Consider the following 20243-nt stretch of genomic DNA (forward strand, 5'->3'; position numbering starts at 1 on the left):
GTCGGGTATTTTATACCATTGACTTTAATGCTTCACGGATAATGTTTTCACTGCTCATGTCAGGCTTGGCAACCTGTGCGACAACTTTTGACGCCATCGGTGGTTTATAACCGAGTGAGATCAAGGCGCTGACCGCTTCTTCTTCCGCGTGTTGCGACGAAGACGTAAAACCAGAATCCATTGGCGCAGCATCAGTTGCAGGCGTAAACAAATCATGGCTGGTCCAGCCTTTCAATCTATCTTTCATTTCGACCACTAAGCGTTCAGCGGTTTTCTTACCTACTCCGGGTAATTTGACTAACGTGGTGACATCTTCATGTTCAACACAAGTGACAAATTGAGACGCGGTCATACCCGATAAAATAGCCAAACCGAGTTTTGGACCGACACCATTGGCTTTAATTACTTCGCGAAACAGCGCGCGTTCTTTCACGGTATTAAAACCATATAAAAGTTGTGCATCTTCGCGCACCACAAAATGGGTATAGATAATGGCTTCTTCATTAACATTGGGCAGCTCATAAAAGCAGCTCATTGGCATTTTGACTTCATAGCCGGTGCCTGCAATTTCAATTAATACTTCCGGTGGTTGTTTTTCTATAATATTGCCACGTAAACGACCAATCACACCACTTTCCTTCTTAAACTTGATTATATCGCCAATCATAATAAGTTACTGGATAAACATCCAGTACATATTAAATTAAACTGCACATTTATCGATACCTGCCACGCCGAGCACCGCTGGCTTTACCGGCTAACGCTATTAAGGTCTTATTGGTATTAGCATGACAAATTGCTACGCCTAATGCATCGGCGGCATCTGCTTGTGGTTTGGCCGACAATTTCAACATACTTTGCACCATATGTTGAACTTGTTCTTTGGTAGCTGCGCCGGTTCCCACTACCGATTGCTTGATTAATCGTGCCGCATATTCATACACTGGCAAATCGACATTTACGGCAGCCACAATCGCGCTGCCACGAGCTTGACCAAGCTTTAACGCCGAATCAGGGTTTTTGGCCATAAACACTTGCTCGATAGCAAATACATCTGGCTGAAACTGGGTAATAATTTCTGAAACGCCCGCATAGATTTGCTTTAAGCGCCCCGGTAATTCTTTTTCAGACATACGAATGCAGCCACTGCCTAAATACTGCAAATGTCGGCCTTCTTGTCGGATCACGCCATAGCCTGTAATGCGAGAGCCAGGATCGATACCGAGGATAATGGTCATGGTTTTCCTTGTGGCAACAAAGCCATTATAAACAAAAACACCTACACACTAATCAATAGAATGTAGGTGTTAATTAGTAAACCCTTGCGCTCACTTGAGCATAATAAAGGTTATGTTATTTTTCTTCGGTGTTGTCTTTTGCAATCGCAACCGCAATCGACAACTCTTCTAATGCTGCTGGGTTTGCCAGACTTGGCGCATTAGTTAACGGACATGCTGCAGCCGTAGTTTTAGGGAAGGCAATAACGTCACGAATATTATCAGTACCACAAAGTAGCATCACTAAGCGATCCAAACCAAACGCAAGACCAGCATGAGGAGGCGTGCCGTATTTTAGTGCATCTAATAGGAAACCAAACTTCAAGCGTTGCTCTGTTTCTTCAATACCGAGCAAACCAAATACTGCCGATTGCATTTCAGTGTTGTGAATACGAACAGAACCACCACCCACTTCATAACCATTGATCACCATATCGTAAGCATTTGAAATCGCGCTAGCAGGATTAGCAAGCAATTCTTCAGCTGTTAGGTTTAATGGCGATGTGAATGGGTGGTGCATCGCATGCAAATTACCCTCATCATCTTGTTCAAACATTGGGAAATCAATCACCCAAAGTGGTTTCCAAGCAGCATTATCGGTTAATTCTAGATCGTTACCTAATTTAACACGCAGCGCACCCATGGCTTCAGATACAATATTGGCTTTATCTGCGCCAAACAAAATGATATCGCCAGATTGTGCGCCGGTACGCTCTAAAATACCTTTAATCACTTCTTCATTCAGGAATTTAGCCACTGGTGATTGAATACCTTCCAAGCCGGCATCCAGATCGTTGACTTTCATCCAAGCCAAACCTTTGGCGCCGTAAATACCCACAAAGCTGCCGTACTCGTCAATTTGCTTACGAGAAAGCGACGCGCCACCTGGTACTCGAATAACCGCAACACGGCCTTTTTCATCGTTTGCAGGGCCGGCGAACACTTTAAATTCAACATCTTTTACTAGGTCGGCAACATCGACAAGTTCAAGTGGGTTACGTAAATCAGGCTTATCTGAACCAAAACGACGGATCGCTTCAGAGAATGGCATGATTGGGAAATCACCAAGGTCAACATTCAGCAGCTCTTGCCACATGTCACGCACCATAGTTTCAGTTACGCCGCGCACTTGCTCAGCCGACATAAATGAGGTTTCAATATCGATTTGAGTAAATTCTGGTTGGCGATCGGCGCGAAGATCTTCATCGCGGAAACATTTTACAATTTGGTAATAACGGTCAAAACCCGACATCATCAGCAATTGTTTAAATAGCTGAGGTGATTGTGGCAATGCGTAAAAGCTGCCTTTATGCACACGACTTGGTACTAAGTAATCACGCGCACCTTCTGGCGTGGCTTTGGTTAATACTGGCGTTTCGATATCAAGGAAGCCGCTATCATCTAAAAAGCGACGTACAAAGCTAGAAGCTTTGGCGCGCAACTTAATACGGTCGCTCATTTCAGGGCGACGTAAATCGATGTAACGATATTTTAAACGTTGCTCTTCTGAGTTAGTTTGGTTGAAATCCAATGGCAGCGCTTCAGAGCGGTTGATGATTTCAAGACCTGTGGCATACACTTCAACTTCGCCAGTCGCCATATCTTTATTGATTTGCGTATCAGGACGAGCGCGAACTTCACCGGTTAATTTAATGCAAAATTCATTACGCAATTGGTTCGCTTGAGCGAAAATTTCGGTCATATCTGGATCGATGACAACTTGAACAATACCCTCACGATCACGCATATCGATAAAGATAAGACCGCCTAGATCACGGCGGCGATTAACCCATCCGCAAAGTTCTACAGTTTGTCCCGCAAGGGCTTTGTTCAGGTGACCACAATACTGGGTGCGCATAATGAATTTCCCAATCTCTCTAATTTAGTGTTCGAATGACGACAAACTCTCTGTAATACAGAAAATGCCGTCCGGATTTATATCTGACTATTTATACTTGGAAAGACAACAAAAATCGACCACTACCGAAATAATTTGTTTGATTTCCATCGTTTTCATTTAACAAGCGAGAATAACTGGTCAATTGTTATTCAGATCATCGTTCAGCATAAGAGAAAGCGGTTAATGCGCACAAACGACAATCGAGTTCCTCACGCAAAATTGGAAACACTATTTGTTCAAACAAACAACAATTGGCGTCCATCTTTTATCCATTTGTGTCAACTCGGTAAAATAATGACAAATATCCCCTTTCAGCCATAGCAGAAGCACGCAAGTTGCCTTAAAATAACCATTCAATATTTAAGCATTTGTTTGCCAAACTTAGCTAGTAAGCGAGAACGTATGACTCAACGTGATAGGATTTTTTCAGCCCCAATTGAGAAAATGGGTGACTTTACTTTTGATGAGAAAGTAGCCGAAGTCTTTCCTGATATGATCCAACGTTCGGTACCAGGCTACAGCAATATTATTTCTGCCATTGGTATGCTGGCGGAACGCTTCGCCAAACCTAGCTCGAATGTTTATGATTTAGGTTGTTCACTTGGTGCGGCTACGTTGTCTATGCGTCGTCATATTAATCAAGAAAACTGTCAAATCATTGCGGTGGATAACTCTCCTGCCATGGTCGAGCGCTGTAAATTGCATATCAATGCCTATCGCTCCGACACCCCTGTTACTGTGGTTGAAGCCGATATCCGTAACATGGTTATCGAAAATGCATCTGTGGTGGTTTTAAACTTCACTCTGCAATTTTTGACCCCCGATGATCGCCTCACTTTGCTAGAAAGAATTTATGACGGTCTACGTCCAGGCGGCATTTTGATCTTGTCGGAAAAATATATTTTCAAAAACAACGAAGCGAATGAGTTATTGATCGACTTACACCATGATTTTAAACGCGCCAACGGTTATAGCGAACTTGAAGTCAGTCAAAAACGTAGTGCGATTGAAAACGTGATGAAACCAGACAGTATCGACACTCATAAAGCCCGCTTTAAAAGCATCGGTTTTAGCAGTTACGAAGTATGGTTCCAGTGCTTTAATTTTGGATCGATGTTTGCCATCAAGTAATACCACTCGACTGACGCGTAAACACGCTCTATACATTCACTTAAAAAAGATAATTTTATGTTTAACTTTGCTAGTTTTTATCAACTTATTGCTCAAGACCAACGCCTTCAACCTTGGTTAAATACGCTGCCGCAGCAATTAACCGATTGGCAAAATGCCGAACATGGTGATTTTGAACGTTGGGTAAGAGCGTTAAATAAAATTTCAGACCAGCACCCAGATAACATTGAAATTAGTAAGGAAGTGCGGATCACTAACAACCAAGCATTGGCGATTGGCGAACAAAAAAAACTTGAGAGCCTATTACGCACATTTCACCCTTGGCGTAAAGGTCCATATCATGTACACGGCTTAAATATTGATACCGAATGGCGCTCCGATTGGAAGTGGGACCGTGTGTTGCCGCATATTTCTGATCTGACCAATCGCTCAGTGCTCGATGTGGGCTGTGGTAATGGTTATCACATGTGGCGTATGTTGGGCGCAGGCGCGCGAATGTGTGTCGGTATCGACCCTTCCCACCTATTTTTAATCCAGTTTGAAGCGATGCGTAAATTAATGGGCAGCGACCAACGCGCTCATCTTCTGCCTCTCGGTATCGAGCAATTACCCGAACTCAAAGCCTTTGATACCGTGTTTAGTATGGGCGTGTTGTATCATCGCCGCTCACCACTTGATCATTTATACCAACTTAAAAACCAGTTAGTGTCTGGTGGGGAATTGGTGCTTGAAACCTTAGTGATTGAAGGAGATGAAAACGCCGTTTTAGTGCCAGTCGATCGCTATGCTCAAATGCGTAATGTTTATTTCTTCCCATCGGCAAAAGCGTTAAAAATGTGGTTGGAAAAATGTGGTTTCATTGATGTTAAAATTGTGGATGAAAATACCACATCTGTCGGTGAACAGCGCACAACTGATTGGATGACGCACAATTCTCTACCCGATTATTTAGATCCAACCGATCCAAGTAAAACCATTGAAGGTTACCCTGCGCCGCGCCGTGCAGTTTTAATTGCCACTAATCCTTAAATTTTTGCTCGTGATCACTCAAGCTTTATCATGAGTGCTTCACCTCATGAATTAGATCGGCTAAACTTTTACTAACAATAACTTAACTTATTGCACTAATATCAAGGATGATGATTTTTAGTATGTTCAAAGTAACAGCAAGTCTCGCACTACTTTCACTACTTTCTGCTTGCACATTAGTAGATGGTGACCAATATTCACAAAAAACACTCGATGCAATGGCAAAGAGTGATCAGAAGTTGTCTCAACAACTAGAATCAGTAAATTTAAACTTGAGTAATCAAACCGATTATATCGAAAGTTTAGAGTCTTCTATCATCAACCTCACCAACGAAGTTGAAGTACTCAAGAAAAACCAACGTACTACCAGAGTCAGCTCCCCTACTCGTGCAGCAACACCAAGCAGTAACAAAGACAAACCAGAGTTGCTTGCCAGTACCGTGCCCAATTTAAAAGCCGGTATGATTGCGTTGGGCTCTTTGGAGCATCTTTATATCGATGTGATTAAATCAGAATTTACAGCGCGCATCGATACCGGTGCCACCACCTCATCCATCAACGCTGTCGATATGCAAGAGTTTGACCGTAACGGTAAGCGTTGGGTTAAGTTCCATGTGTCTGATGATAGCGATCCTAAGGCCCGTAAATGGGTTGAAGCGCCGATTATACGCCATGTCAAGATTCGTCAATCAAGTAGCGATCAAGTAGAACGTCGTCCTGTGGTTGAACTTTGGATTCAAATTGGCAAGGTACATGAAAAAGCACAATTTACCCTTGCAGACCGTTCACAAATGGATTATCCAATACTTTTAGGAAGGGAATTCATTCAAGATATTGCCGTAGTCGATGTGAGCCGTAAATTCATACAGAAAAAACATCATGCTGAAACTAAAAATTGATCTTTCGTCATTATAAAGTGACAAGACATTGATTAATTTAGGTATACTAACAACAATTAATATAAATATTACCCAACGCAATTGAAGCTATAATTTCAATACAACATGGGTATAGACTGATTTAAGGAAAAATTATGACGTCTAAAGTAGCCTTTTATTTTCTCATTGCCATTTTGGTCGCCACTGGGGTAACGCTCAGTGTGATGCGCCATCAAGACTATGGCGTACCTTGGACTCCAGGTGAAACACGACAAGTCTGGGATATCGAAGCGCGAGTGGAATTTCTTGCCTCTGATGGTCCGGTTAAAGTTTCTTTAGCCGCTCCTCATACTCAAAATGGATTTACCTTAGTGGATGAAAGCGCTTCATCTCCTGGTTATGGCCTTTCTTATATCAAAACCGATACTGGTCGCCGCGCTGAATGGTCTATTCGTCATGCAAACGGCCCACAAACGATTTATTATAAAACCCAGTTTTTAGTTGATCCACAAGCGCACGTATCAACAATACCGCCAGTGGCTAAGGATTTTGTTGAGCCAACACTCACAGGCCCTCAGCAAGCTGCAGCAACTTCAATTTTAAACCAAGCATCACAACGCTCATCGGATAATACCACTCTCACCCGTGAGATTATTAAACAGTTCAATGACCCTGATAATCAGAATGCTTCTTTATTGCTTGATGATATGAATAAAGTCGATGCCATTTCTAAATTATTAGCCACCTCAAAAATCTACAACAAAACCGTGGGTGTGGTAGAAATGGAAGATGGTCGTCGTCGCCAGTCTATTATTCCTATGATAGAAGTTTGGGATGGCAATGCATGGCAGCTCTTTAACTCCGACACCAATGAGCAAGGCGTGAGTGACAACATGCTTATTTGGGATGAGTCGAATGTATCATTGCTGGATGTTATTGGCGGTAAACACAGTAAAGTTTACTTCTCCATGCTCTCGCATGACGTTTCACCAACCAATGCAACCAAACAAAAAATTGTTGCGGATAACTTATTAAACTTCTCGATTCACAGCTTACCGCTAGAAGAGCAGTCTATGTTTAAGACCATAATGCTTATCCCTATCGGGGCATTTATTGTTGTGTTCTTACGCGTGTTAATCGGTCTAAAAACCTCTGGTACTTTCATGCCAGTATTGATCGCAGTAGCGTTTGTTCAGACTCAACTGTTACCCGGCATTGTCGGTTTCCTATTAATTGTCGGTACTGGTTTAATCATCAGGGGATATTTATCCAAACTTAACCTACTTCTGGTGTCGCGAATATCCGCGGTGATCATCACGGTAATATTGATCATCTCGGTCTTTACTATCGTGGCGTTTAATATCGGTTTAACTCAAGGTCTGACTATTACATTCTTCCCAATGATCATCTTGTCTTGGACCATTGAACGTATGTCTATTCTATGGGAAGAAGAAGGTGCGAAAGAAGTGGTTATGCAAGGTGGTGGTTCGTTACTTACCGCTGTGATTATTTATCTTGCGATGACTAACCCATATGTCCAGCATTACACCTTTAACTTTATCGGTACGCAGTTCATTATCTTAGCTTGTATTTTATCTCTCGGTAACTACACCGGCTATCGCTTACTTGAGCTGAGAAGATTCAAACCACTTGCGGAGGACTAAATTATGTTTTCTATGTTTACCTCACCGCAAAAGCTAAACGCGAAAGGCGTGATGGGTATGAACAAACGTAACGGCGCCTATATCGGGCGCTACAACGACCGTTCAAAATACCCGTTAGTAGATGATAAATTAAAAACCAAAATCATTGCCCAAGAACACGGCGCAACCGTACCTAAACTGATTGGTGTGATTACCCAACAGGCGCAAGTGAGAACGATTCATGCCATGGTCGATAAATGGCCTGGCTTTGTAATAAAGCCTGCTCGAGGTTCGGGCGGCAAAGGTATTTTGGTTATTATCTCGCATAAAGATGGTGTTTATATCAAACCCTCTGGACAAGCGATCAACAAAGAAGATGTCGAACGTCATATCAGTAATGCATTGGCGGGTTTATTTTCTTTAGGCGGTAAAAACGATGTTGCCGTGGTTGAGAACTTGATCAAGTTTGATGATACTGCCTTTGAAGGTTATAGCTATGAAGGCGTGCCAGATATTCGCGTGATTGTGTTTCAAGGCTACCCAGTAATGGCGATGATGCGTTGCTCTACAGCTGCTTCTGATGGTAAAGCCAATTTACACCAAGGCGCAGTAGGTGTCGGTTTAGATATTGCCACCGGACGCGCCGTACGTGCGGTTCAATATGATCGCCCTATCGCTAATCACCCTGATACCGATAAACCATTGAATGGCTTGATCGTGCCGAACTGGGAAAAGTTATTAACTTTAGCCTCCAGTGCGTGGGAGATGACTAGCTTGGGATACATGGGCACCGATATGGTACTCGATAAAGAAGAAGGCCCAATGGTGCTTGAATTGAATGCCCGTCCGGGTTTAGCCATTCAAATTGCCAATGGCGCAGGTCTACTGCCTCGTTTACATCATATCGAAAGTTTGGGTACACCCGATCTAGCCAACTACCCGAAACCGGCAGAGCGCGTCGCTTATGCTGCCGAGCAGTTCGCAGCCAAACCGCAGTTCTAAGCTTTATACTCGTTAAATGTAAAAGCCGCCGATATTTTTATATCGGCGGCTTTTTTGTCTTTGCTTACAAATAATACAAATTGTCTTATACCAATTCCATAAATTTAATGATCGTTCAAAATTGAGTACAGAGAAAAGTGTCAAAGGCCATGAATGGCCTTTTCTCAAGCGACCAAGGACGGATCAGCGTCTTTTCGGCATATTCAGATTGATCAAATATTAAATGAAATTGGTATTACTTACCTAGCGCTTCTTTGTAATGCATGCGGCATACTGAATCGTAGCGATCGTTACCCCCGATGGCGACTTGATCCCCTTCTGCTATCACGACCCCATTTTCATCCATGCGCACCACCATATTGGCTTTACGTCCACAATGACAAATGGTTTTCAATTCGATTAATTTATCCGCCCAAGCGAGTAAATACTGACTGCCTTCAAATAACTCACCTAAGAAATCACTGCGCAGTCCATAGCATAATACCGGAATATGCAATTTATCGACCACTTCAGATAATTGATACACTTGTTGCTTGGATAAAAACTGACATTCATCGATCATAATACAATGAATTTTCTCAGCCTGGTTCAATGTTTTAACCGCGCTAAACATATCGGTGTTAGCGTTATACAAATGCGCATCCGATTGCAAACCAATACGCGAACTCACTTTACCCACGCCATCGCGATCATCAATTTCAGCAGTAAAAATCACTGAATTCATGCCACGTTCGCGATAGTTAAATGAAGATTGTAATAAAGTTGTCGATTTGCCCGCATTCATTGCCGAGTAATAGAAATACATCTGAGCCACAAGAAATACCTATTCGAAGTCTGTAGTTATAAAAAATATAGTTATAAAAAAGGCTGGTTTTTCACCAGCCTTCCCTTTTTAAAATGTATCGGTATCCGTTTATTTACGACGCCAAGTAGTGCCTTGTGCGCCATCTTCAAGCTCAATACCAAGCTCATTTAACTTATCACGTGCCACATCGGCATTAGCCCAATCTTTGTTGGCACGAGAATCGTTACGTAATTTGATCAGGGCTTCAATTTCAGCCACTTCATCTTCATTACCGGCATCGCCTTTTAAGAAGCTGTCTGGGTCTTGATGCAAAATACCAATCACATCCGCCAGTTCACGCATTAATGCACCCAATGCTGACGCTTTGTCGATATCGACTGTTTTCAAGCGGTTAACTTCACGCGCCATATCAAATAAAACTGAATAAGCTTCAGGGGTATTAAAGTCATCATTCATTGCGCTGCTAAAACGGGCAACAAATTCTTCACCACCAGCAGGCGCAGCATTAAGATCTAAACCGCGCAATGCCGTGTATAGACGCTCAAGAGAAGCGCGTGCTTGATTCAGATTTTCTTCGCTGTAGTTTAACTGGCTGCGGTAATGTCCCGACATTAAGAAGTAACGCACAGTTTCGGCATCATAATGCTGTAATACATCACGAATGGTAAAGAAGTTACCCAGTGATTTAGACATTTTCTCACGGTCAACCATCACCATACCGCTGTGCATCCAAGTATTCACATAAGGGGTATCGTGGGCGCAGCAAGATTGAGCGATTTCATTTTCATGATGTGGGAATTGCAGATCTGAACCACCACCATGAATATCAAAATGTTGTCCTAAAATAGACGAGTTCATGGCCGAACATTCAATATGCCAACCAGGGCGACCCGGTCCCCAAGGTGATTCCCATGTTGGTTCACCAGGTTTCGACATTTTCCACACCACGAAATCCATCGGACTGCGTTTTGCGCTGTCAATATCAACACGAGCACCGGCTTGCAGTTGATCGAGATCTTGACCAGATAGCTTGCCGTATTGTTCAAATTTTTTCACTTCAAACATCACATCACCATTGCTGGCAACATAAGCAAAACCACGTTCAATCAGACATTCAACCAATTCAATAATTTCAGAGATAAAGCGTGTTGCTCGAGGTTCAACATCTGGGCGTTTAATATTAAGCGCATCGAAATCGGCGTACATTTCTTCGATTAAACGCTCTGTCAATGAATCGCAGGTTTCGTTATTTTCTGCTGCACGCTTAATGATTTTATCGTCAATGTCGGTAATGTTACGTACGAAGGTTAAGTCGTAACCTAAAAAGCGTAAATAACGTGAAATAACATCAAAAGAGACAAAAGTACGACCATGACCAATATGACAGAGATCGTAGATGGTTACCCCACAAACGTACATGCCAATCTTGCCAGCATGAATGGGTTTGAATTCCTCTTTCTGTCGGGTCAATGTGTTATATATTCTTAACATGATCTCTATCTATTGATTGGGTAAAAATTCAAGTTTTTCATTATACTCAAAGCGGCGATTAAGTCGATAACCTCAAGCCTTTTCTGGTGCTTGATCGGCTCTTTTTTAAGCAGCATAGCAACAAATGTTATTCCTAAGTGGCTTACGGTTGCTTTCACCCCGAGTTACTATAAAATTACCCTTACTCACTTCTCCTATACTTATGTAACAAAGTATAGATTTAATCAAGAACGAAAGGACTACACCATGATCATCCTGCACACCAACTTCGGCGATATTAAAATTCAGTTAAACGAAGAAAAAGCACCACTAACCAGTGCTAACTTCCTACAATATTGTCAAGATGGCTTCTACGACAACACGCTTTTCCACCGTGTTATCGACGGATTTATGGTTCAAGGCGGCGGCATGACTTCTGGCCTAAAAGAAAAAACCACTCGCGCAACAATCAAAAATGAAGCTAACAATGGCCTAAGCAACAAAACCGGTACACTTGCTATGGCACGTACAAACGAACCACATTCTGCTAGCTCTCAGTTCTTCATCAACGTCAATGACAACACTTTCCTTGATTTCCAATCTGAATCAATGAACGGTTGGGGTTACTGCGTATTTGCTGAAGTAGTTGAAGGCATGGACATCGTTGAAAAAATTAAAAATGTAAACACTGGCTCTTACGGTATGCACCAAGATGTACCACTAGAAGACGTACTGATCACGAGTACCACTATCGAAGCTTAATAGTTTCATTGCCGTAAAAAGGAGAGGCTATGTTCTCTCCTTTTTATTCAATTTCCTCTTTCTAAAATTCCCAAATACATAGGCCTCAATGAGCACGCTTTTTATTGCAGATTTGCACCTCTCTCCATTACGTCCTGATATTACGGATTGTTTTCTGCATTTTATGCAAACCGAAGCACCACAAGCGCAAGCCTTATATGTATTAGGCGATTTATTTGAATTTTGGATCGGTGATGATGATGACAACCCGTTCAACCACACGATTAAACAAGCATTTTCGAGCTTAACCAAACAAGGGGTTAAGTGTTACTTTATTCAAGGAAATCGCGATTTTTTACTGGGTAAACGATTTTGTCAGCAAACTGGCGTAACCTTGCTTGACGATGTGTGTTTAATTGATTTATACGGCATTCCAACGGTCATTTTGCATGGTGATACCTTGTGCACTATGGATGAAAACTACCAAAAATTCCGCGCTCGCGTGCATCAACCTTGGCTACAGTTCTTATTCAATCATATCCCATTATTCATTCGCCAAAAAATTGTGTCTCACGTACAAAATAAAGCCAAACAAGTTAAGCAAACCAAACAAATGAATATAATGGATGTCACGCCCAGTGAAGTGATTGCGGTATTAGAATCCTACCAAGTAACGCAGATGATCCACGGCCATACACACCGTCCATTGGTGCATCAACTTCAGACCAAACAAGGCAACGCCACCCGGATTGTATTAGGCGATTGGTATGAGCAAGGGTCAGTTTTAGTTTGCACTCCTGAATCAACATCGCTACAAACTCGCCGTTTTATCTCCCAAAGCGACCGATAATCCAGCATCTAAATGACTAACACAAAGGCAGTTCACAAAATACTGTTGTTAAAATAGTAAATGCAATCGTTTTCATATATGGTCCAAACGTATTTCGTTATTGTCGTGTGTTGAACTCATACACGAACCGGTTATATCCACTACACTGTTGATATTACCAAGCGATATTTACAAAAATAAAAGAGATGACCAGATGTACTCTTACATTGCACGCCAGCCTATTGTTGATCTAGACAGTTCCATCGTAGCTTACGAGTTATTATTTCGTGAGAGCTTAGTTAATACCTTTCCGCAGATGGATCCCGACAAAGCCACCAGCCGGTTATTGATCGAGCATTTCTTTTTGACCAATGTGAAAGATATTGATCGCCAGATATTCTTGGTCAATTTCCCATATCAAAGCTTAATTGAACAAATGCCTACTCTATTTCCATCTGAGTTATTGATGATCGAAGTATTGGAAGACTGTCCGCCCAATGACGAACTCTTTGACGCGATACAATCCTTGCACAGCAAAGGCTATCGCATCGCATTAGATGATTTTGTGCCTTCGGATAAATGGCAACGTTTCTTACCTTTTATTACCTTAATTAAATTTGATATTCGCCAGATCAGCATTGCTGAGGCGCAAGTTTTTATGCATCAAAACAAGGCATTTAAGCTAAAATATCTGGCAGAAAAAATTGAAGATGATAGCGAATTTCAAGCTTGTATTCAGGCAGGATTCCACTACTTTCAAGGCTATCACTTTCATCGACCTGAAATCATCCGAAAACGCCGGATTGAATCGGCCTCTTTTATGATTGAAGAGCTCAAACAAGCTGTGCAACAAGATATTATTGACTGTGATTATGTCGCCCATTTAATTGAAAATGACATCACTATGACCTATAAGTTGATGCATTTTATGACTGGGCACCACCCAAGTACGTTTGTCTCAGTGCAACAATCATTACAGTTACTTGGCAATAAAAATATCAAATTATTTATCTCGCTATCAATAATTGCTGAGCATGATTCGGTACCGTCACCTTATTATCAATCGTCGATGCAACGCGCTCAATGCTGTTTTCAATTAGCAAAACTCAGCCCACTCGAAATAGATGCTGATCAGGCTTACTTTATTGGTATGTTTTCACAACTGGATAAATTGTTTGAACAACCTTTGGCCGATTTAATCCAATCGCTACCACTGACCTCAGCGGCCAAACTTGCCTTAACTCAACAACAGGGAATACTGGGCGATATATTAAAACTTGCGCTTGCCTTAGAAAACAATCAAGCCGACAATATCGTCAATTTAAGCGCTACATTATCACTTGAAACCCATCAGGCTTTGCAGGTTTTTTCTCAAGCTAATGATTGGTCCACCCCAGAATTTCGTTATCTTGATATCGACACTTCGGTATCGGGTTTAAAACAATAAGAGATCGATTATGCTTTGCCCTTGTTGCAGTAACATCCCCTATTCACAATGCTGTCAGCCTATTCATAATGATGTGACATTAGCCAAGCAGCCCGAGCAATTAATGCGTGCTCGCTATAGTGCTCATGTCCTGAAATTAGTCGATTTTGTGGTGGATACCTATCATTCATCCTGCCAAGCTCCTGCGCAGCGTGCCGCGATTGCAGAATCAATTGAAAGCCAGTGGTGCCGTTTAGAAGTCGTCGCCGCGAGTTCGGTCAATAACGACCAAGGTTATGTCGAATTTAAAGCTTACTTTATGGAAGGAGAGAACGAATTTTGTTTGCACGAACGTTCACGATTTATTAAAGAAAATGGACTTTGGACTTACATTGATGGTTTTATGCCACAATCACCCCAGTTAACTCAAAGCGATGATCCTCGATTAAATCAAAGCATTCAAAGCTTAAAAGTGGGTCGTAATGATCCGTGTATTTGTGGCAGTGGTAAGAAATTTAAGAAGTGTTGCGGTTAATACCATTTGTGCTTCACTTTAATCTAAAAATGCCCAGACTCTTTACCTATCAGTTAAAGAGATCTGGGCATTTTTTATATCATATTCATAGCAATAAATTTGTCGTCTATTCGTTATTGCTTACTCGGCTTTTTAAATAAAAATAACAACGGCAACATGAACAAACAGACAAACATCATCAAACGATAATCTTGTAAATAACCTAAAATAGCCGCTTGTCGGTTCACTTCTGCATCGATCGATAACAAGCCTGCTTGAGTCGAAATATTGTATAATCCATGCTCCGATGCCATTTTAAGCGGCAAACTGAATGGGGTAATAAATTGCGAAAATGACTCATGATTGATCTGCACTCGATGCGCCAGATAAGTGGTTACCACCGAGATCCCAATACTACTACCAATATTTCGGATCAGGCTATAAAACGCAGTGCCTTCGGTCCTATAGTGTGTGGGTAGCGTAGAGAATGTCATGGTGGATAATGGCACAAACACCAAACCTAAACCGAGTCCTTGTACTACACCGGTTCGAATAATATCCCACGAACTGACTTCAGCCGTAAATAACGTCATCTCCCATAATGAGAAAATCATTAAGCACACACCAATAAACATCAGATAACGTAGGTCGACCTTACGAGCCACTCGTCCTACTATCATCATGCTGGTCATGGTACCAAAACCGCGAGGCGTTAAAAGGAAACCAACATCCAACACAGGATAACCCATCAAACTTTGCATAAAGGGCGGTAATAATGCCATGGTAGCAAGCAGCACTACCCCCATCATAAAACCAATTGTTACCCCAACCACAAAGTTGCGGTCTTTAAACATAGTCGGCTCTAAAAATGGCTTTTTGGCAGTAAACATGTGGACCAAAAACATATACAGCGTGAGCGCGGCTAATGCACATTCAATCACGATTTCCATACTTGAGAACCAGTTTTGCGACTCGCCTCGATCCAGAAATAGTTGCAAAGAACCAATCGCCACCGCAATTAGCGCAAAGCCGAACATATCGAATTTTCGTTTCGTATCCAACGAGGTTTCTTTGACATAAGCGGCAATACCAAACCAAGCCAAAGCGCCAAATGGGATATTAATATAAAACACCCAACGCCAGTTATAATACTCGGTTAACCAACCACCAAGTGAAGGCCCCAAAATCGGCCCCACCATCACGCCCATGCCCCACAATGCCATTGCAGATCCATGTTGCTCTTTCGGATAAGTATCTAACATCACCGCTTGAGATAACGGTACTAAACTGGCACCAAATATCCCTTGCAGTAAACGAAACATAATTATTTGATCAAGCGATTGTGCCGCGCCACATAGGGCCGAAGCTAAGGTGAAACCAATCACAGAAAAAATAAACAGGCGCTTACGGCCAATTTTAGCGGCAACAAACCCCGTCATCGGCATCGCAATTGCCGACGCAACAATATACGAGGTTAATACCCAAGATATTTGATCTTGAGTCGCGCCCATCGCGCCTTGCATGTGTGGCAGAGCAACGTTGGCAATAGTGGTATCTAATGCTTGCATTATGGTGGCAAGCATCACCGAGAAAGTGATCAGCAGTCGTTTCGACTTCAAATCTTTTTCTTCTTGGCTGACAATAATTTGGCTCATTTAAACCTCGGACTGATTCAATAATTACAGGTCTAAATGGCGTTCATTTTGGGTATCAACCGTCACTGTGGCACTCATACCCGCACGCAGTTGTGGTGCATCTTTTTGTGGCGTAATTTGAATACGGATAGGTAAACGTTGGGTCACTTTCACCCAGTTACCGGTTGCGTTTTGCGCAGGGATCACAGAGTACTCGGCGCCGGTGGCGGGACTAATACTTTTGACATGACCTGTCCATTGATTATCAGGCGCGTAATCGACATCAATAGCCACTTTTTGACCTACTTTTACATTGGTCATTTCTTTTTCCGTAAAGTTCGCTTCAATCCAAAGGTGAGTATTAGCAACCAGTAACATGGTGGTGTTATTTGGTGAAATATACTGACCTTTTTTCATCACCTTAGAAACTACACCGTCTGCTGGGGCGCGTAATTCAACGTGTTGCAAGTTATATTTGGCTTGGGCTAATTGCGCCTGTGCCAATTTGTATTTAGGGTGTAGTTCAACAGGACGTTCGATATTGCCCCCTAAACTTTCCGCAATTTGTTTTAACTGGGTTTTAAACATATTGGTTTGAAGTTGAAATAATAACGATTTATTTTCCGCTGCTTCATATTCTGCTTGCGATGAATACTTTTTCTGCCATAAATCGTATTGACGCTTTTCTTCACGTTTCGCGAAGTTATATTGGTTTTCTGATACGGCTAAGTTAGCCAGTTTACTCTTGTATTCAGCCTTAGTGGTCAGCAGCCCAGTGCGTACATCATCAAGGTGAGAACGCGCTTGTTGAACCGCAATTTTATACGGCTTTGCATCTATGGTGAGCAATAGTTGACCGGATTTAACCTGTTGATTTTCTTTTACCAATACTTTAGTGACACGTCCTGGTACTTCAACATTAATCAATGTTTTATCCGCTTTAACATAGGCATTGTCGGTTTCAACATAACGACCACCAGTCAAATAGATAAAACCACTGCCCGCAATAATAAGAAGAGACACGACAAAAAGGAGGACAACACGTTTCGCTTTCTTCTTAGGGCTTTTCACTGCTGGCGATAGAGATTCAACCGTCTTTGTTTCAGGTGAGTCATTATTGGTAGATGGCTTAGTCATATATAAATATTTCCAAAGTTAATAAGACGGTAAGTTTTTATGGATACGTTCTAATGTTTGTACAAAGGCTTCAATCTCTGTTTCAGATAACCCTTCTAAAGCATTGGCCCATACTCGGCTTCCAGCCATTTGAATATGATCGAGTTCTGGTTGTGCAGCTGGCAATAAATAAATCAAATAGGCGCGGCGATCACTAGGATTTGGGCGTCGTTCAATCAACCCCGTTTCTACTAATTGATCGATAATTCGCCCTAATGTCATAGGTTTAATTTCGAGCAATTCAGCCAACTCGACCTGTTTGATCCCTTCATGGCGAGAAATCAAACTTAATGCTCTGGCTTGCGCTAAAGTCATTTCGCCCATCGCGGGATCGCTTTGAAATTCATGTCGAATCAAACGCGAAACGTCTGATAATAAATACCCAATCGGTGCCCTAGCCATAAAAACCTTTGTATCAATTAGTTATGATTGAATGAACATTTCACACTCATGATGACGTGCGGTAAGTCACACATATAGTAAGCATTGCTTATTAAATTTACAAGCATTTACTGCACAAGTGGGTAATAAAAATAATAACAGACAAAAAAATCGCTTAATGTCAGTAGACATTAAGCGATTTTCTGATTGCTGATTTTTTATGCGGCGTTATTGATGACGTTCTTTCAGCTTATTAATCACATCGTTAAACGACAAGTCTTGGTCTTGCAGCAAAACAAATAAGTGATACATCAAATCAGCAGACTCACACACTAATTCCGCCTTGTCACCCGACGTTGCCGCAAGCGCGACTTCAACGCCCTCTTCGCCCACTTTCTGCGAAATACGCTTGGTGCCACGGGCATATAAACTGGCAGTATAAGAGGACTCGGGATCGGCACTCTTGCGGGCAGCCAATAACTGCTCAAGTTGATGAAGCCACACCAATTGACTTTCGCTGTGTTTACTCGGGTCAATTTGTTGGCCTGCATCAAAACATGTGGTGGTGCCAGTATGGCACGTTGGCCCAATCGGATTAACTTGGATTAATAAGGTGTCTTGATCGCAATCAAGCGCCACATTAACGACATTAAGCGAGTTACCCGACTCTTCACCTTTAGTCCACAAGCGTTGCTTGGTTCTTGAAAAGAAGGTGACTAAGCCGGTTTGCGCGGTTTTTTGCAGCGCGTCTGGGTTCATATAGCCGAGCATTAACACTTGGCTTGATTGAAAATCTTGCACTACAACTGGCAGTAATCCGTCGACTTTTTCCCAGTTAATTCGCGCCGTTAAAGTTGCACAATCCGATGCTTGAAATGCGCTAAGTTGATTTTGATTTGCTACTTCACTCATAAACGTATCTCCACGCCTTCATTTTTCAAATACTGTTTTAATTCACCAATGTTGATCACTTGCTTATGAAAAACTGAAGCGGCTAACGCTCCGTCAACATTGGCCTTTTGATAGGCTTGTTTAAAATGCACCATTTCACCCGCGCCACCTGATGCAATCAACGGAACATGGCACACTTCCCGTACCATATTTAATTGCTCTAAATCGTAGCCATTACGCACGCCATCTTGGTTCATCATATTTAACACGATTTCACCAGCGCCGCGTTTTTGCACTTCAATCACCCAATCTCGGGTTTCCCATTTTGTTGCCTTAGTGCGTTCTTCATCACCGGTAAATTGGTAAACCTGATATTTTCCGGTTTCACTATCAAAGTAAGAATCGATACCAATCACAATACACTGCACGCCAAATTTATCCGCCAGTTCGGTAATAAGTTCAGGGTTTGCTAATGCCGGCGAGTTGATCGACACTTTATCCGCGCCAAACTCTAAAATTCGCGCTGCATCTTCGGCAGACTTAATGCCACCAGCAACACAAAAAGGAATATCAATCACTTCAGCGACTCGCGCCACCCAGCTTTTATCTACCACTCGGCCGTCACTGGATGCGGTAATATCATAAAATACTAACTCATCAGCGCCTTCATCCGCGTAACGTTGCGCCAGAGGGACGATGTCACCAATAATTTCGTGGTTACGAAATTGCACCCCTTTAACTACTTGGCCATCTTTTACATCCAAACAAGGAATTATTCGCTTTGCCAACATGAGAATGCCTCCTCGGCGCTAAACTTACCATCCAGTAATGCGCGGCCAACAATCACGCCCGCAACCCCTGAGCCTTTTAACGCCGCAATGTCCTCTAAACTGCCAATGCCACCAGAAGATTGAAATTGCACTTGTGGGTATTGTTTACAAAGGTCGATATACAATTCAACGTTCGAACCGATCAATGTGCCATCACGCGAAATATCGGTACACAGCACATGGGTTAAACCGACCGTGAGATAATCCTCTATCAGCGCTTCAATGGTGACGCCTGAATCTTCTTGCCAACCGGAAATCGCCACATTACGTACACCCTGCGCGTCAATATTAATATCTAACGCTAACACGATTTTGTCAGCGCCGTATTTACTCATCCAACCTTTAACTAGCTCAGATTGTTTTACTGCAGTTGAGCCCACTACAACACGTTGTGCTCCAGCTTCAAGTAAATCGACCACATCTTGCTCTGTGCGTACACCACCACCAATTTGAATGTTGGCTGGGGTGCTGGCTAATAACTTTGCAATCAAATCTAACTGACGCGCATTGGTGTCTTTCGCGCCGGTTAAATCCACCAAGTGAAGCCAGTTCGCTCCCGCTTGGTGATATAAGTTAAATTGTTCAGCTGGGTCTACTTTGTATTCTGTTTTCTGTCCGTAGTCGCCTTGAAATAAGCGTACTACTTGACCATCAATTAAATCGAGTGCAGGAATGATCACGATTAA

The 20243-nt window shown here is 42.3% G+C and carries 20 protein-coding genes; 9 read left to right on the forward strand and 11 right to left on the reverse strand.

Annotated features, from left to right (window positions below; genetic code table 11):
- Window positions 1–10 precede the first annotated feature (10 nt).
- From ruvA to aspS, 3 genes are all read right to left on the reverse strand, one after another.
- Entirely contained in the window at window positions 11–628 is a 618-nt protein-coding gene (gene ruvA, locus HC723_RS02895; RefSeq protein WP_190338166.1) for a Holliday junction branch migration protein RuvA, read from the reverse strand.
- A gap of 88 nt (window positions 629–716) precedes the next feature.
- Entirely contained in the window at window positions 717–1238 is a 522-nt protein-coding gene (gene ruvC, locus HC723_RS02900; protein WP_153447300.1) for a crossover junction endodeoxyribonuclease RuvC, read from the reverse strand.
- 115 nt (window positions 1239–1353) lie between these two features.
- Window positions 1354–3135, reverse strand: coding sequence for an aspartate--tRNA ligase (gene aspS, locus HC723_RS02905; RefSeq protein ID WP_190338167.1), 1782 nt, complete (start codon window positions 3133–3135; stop codon window positions 1354–1356).
- A 444-nt stretch (window positions 3136–3579) separates the two neighbouring features.
- Between aspS and cmoA the strand changes: the two genes are divergently transcribed.
- The 5 genes from cmoA (at window position 3580) to HC723_RS02930 (ending at window position 8860) form a co-directional block, all read left to right on the forward strand.
- Complete coding sequence (gene cmoA / locus HC723_RS02910; protein WP_153447302.1) at window positions 3580–4308, forward strand: carboxy-S-adenosyl-L-methionine synthase CmoA; 729 nt, start codon at window positions 3580–3582, stop codon at window positions 4306–4308.
- A 57-nt stretch (window positions 4309–4365) separates the two neighbouring features.
- Complete coding sequence (gene cmoB, locus HC723_RS02915) at window positions 4366–5337, forward strand: tRNA 5-methoxyuridine(34)/uridine 5-oxyacetic acid(34) synthase CmoB (RefSeq protein ID WP_153447303.1); 972 nt, start codon at window positions 4366–4368, stop codon at window positions 5335–5337.
- A gap of 122 nt (window positions 5338–5459) precedes the next feature.
- Window positions 5460–6236, forward strand: a complete 777-nt coding sequence (locus HC723_RS02920; protein WP_190338168.1) for an ATP-dependent zinc protease family protein — start codon at window positions 5460–5462, stop codon at window positions 6234–6236.
- A gap of 134 nt (window positions 6237–6370) precedes the next feature.
- On the forward strand, window positions 6371–7879 hold the full coding sequence (locus tag HC723_RS02925; RefSeq protein ID WP_190338169.1) for an inactive transglutaminase family protein: 1509 nt from the start codon (window positions 6371–6373) through the stop codon (window positions 7877–7879).
- 3 nt (window positions 7880–7882) lie between these two features.
- Window positions 7883–8860, forward strand: coding sequence for an alpha-L-glutamate ligase-like protein (locus HC723_RS02930; protein ID WP_190338170.1), 978 nt, complete (start codon window positions 7883–7885; stop codon window positions 8858–8860).
- Window positions 8861–9095: 235 nt separating this feature from the next.
- Here the strand turns inward: HC723_RS02930 and HC723_RS02935 are convergent, their stop codons facing one another.
- On the reverse strand, window positions 9096–9674 hold the full coding sequence (locus HC723_RS02935) for a thymidine kinase (protein WP_190338171.1): 579 nt from the start codon (window positions 9672–9674) through the stop codon (window positions 9096–9098).
- 99 nt (window positions 9675–9773) lie between these two features.
- Window positions 9774–11156, reverse strand: a complete 1383-nt coding sequence (gene cysS / locus HC723_RS02940) for a cysteine--tRNA ligase (RefSeq protein ID WP_190338172.1) — start codon at window positions 11154–11156, stop codon at window positions 9774–9776.
- Window positions 11157–11402: 246 nt separating this feature from the next.
- Here cysS and HC723_RS02945 point away from each other — a divergent pair, with 246 nt between their 5' ends.
- From HC723_RS02945 to HC723_RS02960, 4 genes are all read left to right on the forward strand, one after another.
- Window positions 11403–11897 carry a peptidylprolyl isomerase gene (locus tag HC723_RS02945; protein ID WP_153447309.1) on the forward strand — a complete coding sequence of 165 codons (495 nt, stop codon included), beginning with the start codon at window positions 11403–11405 and terminating at the stop codon, window positions 11895–11897.
- An 88-nt stretch (window positions 11898–11985) separates the two neighbouring features.
- Window positions 11986–12726: a UDP-2,3-diacylglucosamine diphosphatase gene (gene lpxH, locus HC723_RS02950; protein WP_190338173.1), complete on the forward strand. Its 741-nt coding sequence runs from the start codon at window positions 11986–11988 to the stop codon at window positions 12724–12726.
- A 193-nt stretch (window positions 12727–12919) separates the two neighbouring features.
- A complete protein-coding gene (locus HC723_RS02955) occupies window positions 12920–14152 on the forward strand; it encodes an EAL and HDOD domain-containing protein (protein WP_190338174.1) in 1233 nt (410 codons plus the stop codon).
- Between the two features lie 7 nt (window positions 14153–14159).
- A complete protein-coding gene (locus HC723_RS02960) occupies window positions 14160–14666 on the forward strand; it encodes a YchJ family metal-binding protein (protein ID WP_178306489.1) in 507 nt (168 codons plus the stop codon).
- A 113-nt stretch (window positions 14667–14779) separates the two neighbouring features.
- On the opposite strand, the gene HC723_RS02965 is transcribed toward HC723_RS02960, so the two are convergent.
- The 6 genes from HC723_RS02965 to hisA all read right to left on the reverse strand — a co-directional run bounded on the left by HC723_RS02965 (window position 14780) and on the right by hisA (window position 20237).
- Window positions 14780–16300: a DHA2 family efflux MFS transporter permease subunit gene (locus HC723_RS02965; protein WP_190338175.1), complete on the reverse strand. Its 1521-nt coding sequence runs from the start codon at window positions 16298–16300 to the stop codon at window positions 14780–14782.
- Between the two features lie 24 nt (window positions 16301–16324).
- Window positions 16325–17416, reverse strand: coding sequence for an HlyD family secretion protein (locus HC723_RS02970; protein WP_190338176.1), 1092 nt, complete (start codon window positions 17414–17416; stop codon window positions 16325–16327).
- Between the two features lie 18 nt (window positions 17417–17434).
- A complete protein-coding gene (locus HC723_RS02975) occupies window positions 17435–17857 on the reverse strand; it encodes a MarR family winged helix-turn-helix transcriptional regulator (RefSeq protein WP_153447315.1) in 423 nt (140 codons plus the stop codon).
- A 207-nt stretch (window positions 17858–18064) separates the two neighbouring features.
- The gene (gene hisIE, locus HC723_RS02980; RefSeq protein WP_190338177.1) at window positions 18065–18748 is read right to left on the reverse strand and encodes a bifunctional phosphoribosyl-AMP cyclohydrolase/phosphoribosyl-ATP diphosphatase HisIE; all 684 of its coding nucleotides are present in this window, start codon (window positions 18746–18748) and stop codon (window positions 18065–18067) included.
- Window positions 18745–19518 carry an imidazole glycerol phosphate synthase subunit HisF gene (gene hisF, locus HC723_RS02985; RefSeq protein ID WP_153447317.1) on the reverse strand — a complete coding sequence of 258 codons (774 nt, stop codon included), beginning with the start codon at window positions 19516–19518 and terminating at the stop codon, window positions 18745–18747. The genes hisIE and hisF overlap by 4 nt, the downstream gene beginning before the upstream one ends.
- Window positions 19500–20237 (reverse strand): 1-(5-phosphoribosyl)-5-[(5-phosphoribosylamino)methylideneamino]imidazole-4-carboxamide isomerase, encoded by a 738-nt coding sequence (gene hisA, locus HC723_RS02990; RefSeq protein ID WP_190338178.1) that lies wholly within the window; start codon window positions 20235–20237, stop codon window positions 19500–19502. The genes hisF and hisA overlap by 19 nt, the downstream gene beginning before the upstream one ends.
- Window positions 20238–20243 lie beyond the last annotated feature (6 nt).

It is taken from the genome of Vibrio sp. S11_S32, from assembly GCF_014694465.1.
GTDB lineage: Bacteria > Pseudomonadota > Gammaproteobacteria > Enterobacterales > Vibrionaceae > Vibrio > Vibrio algicola.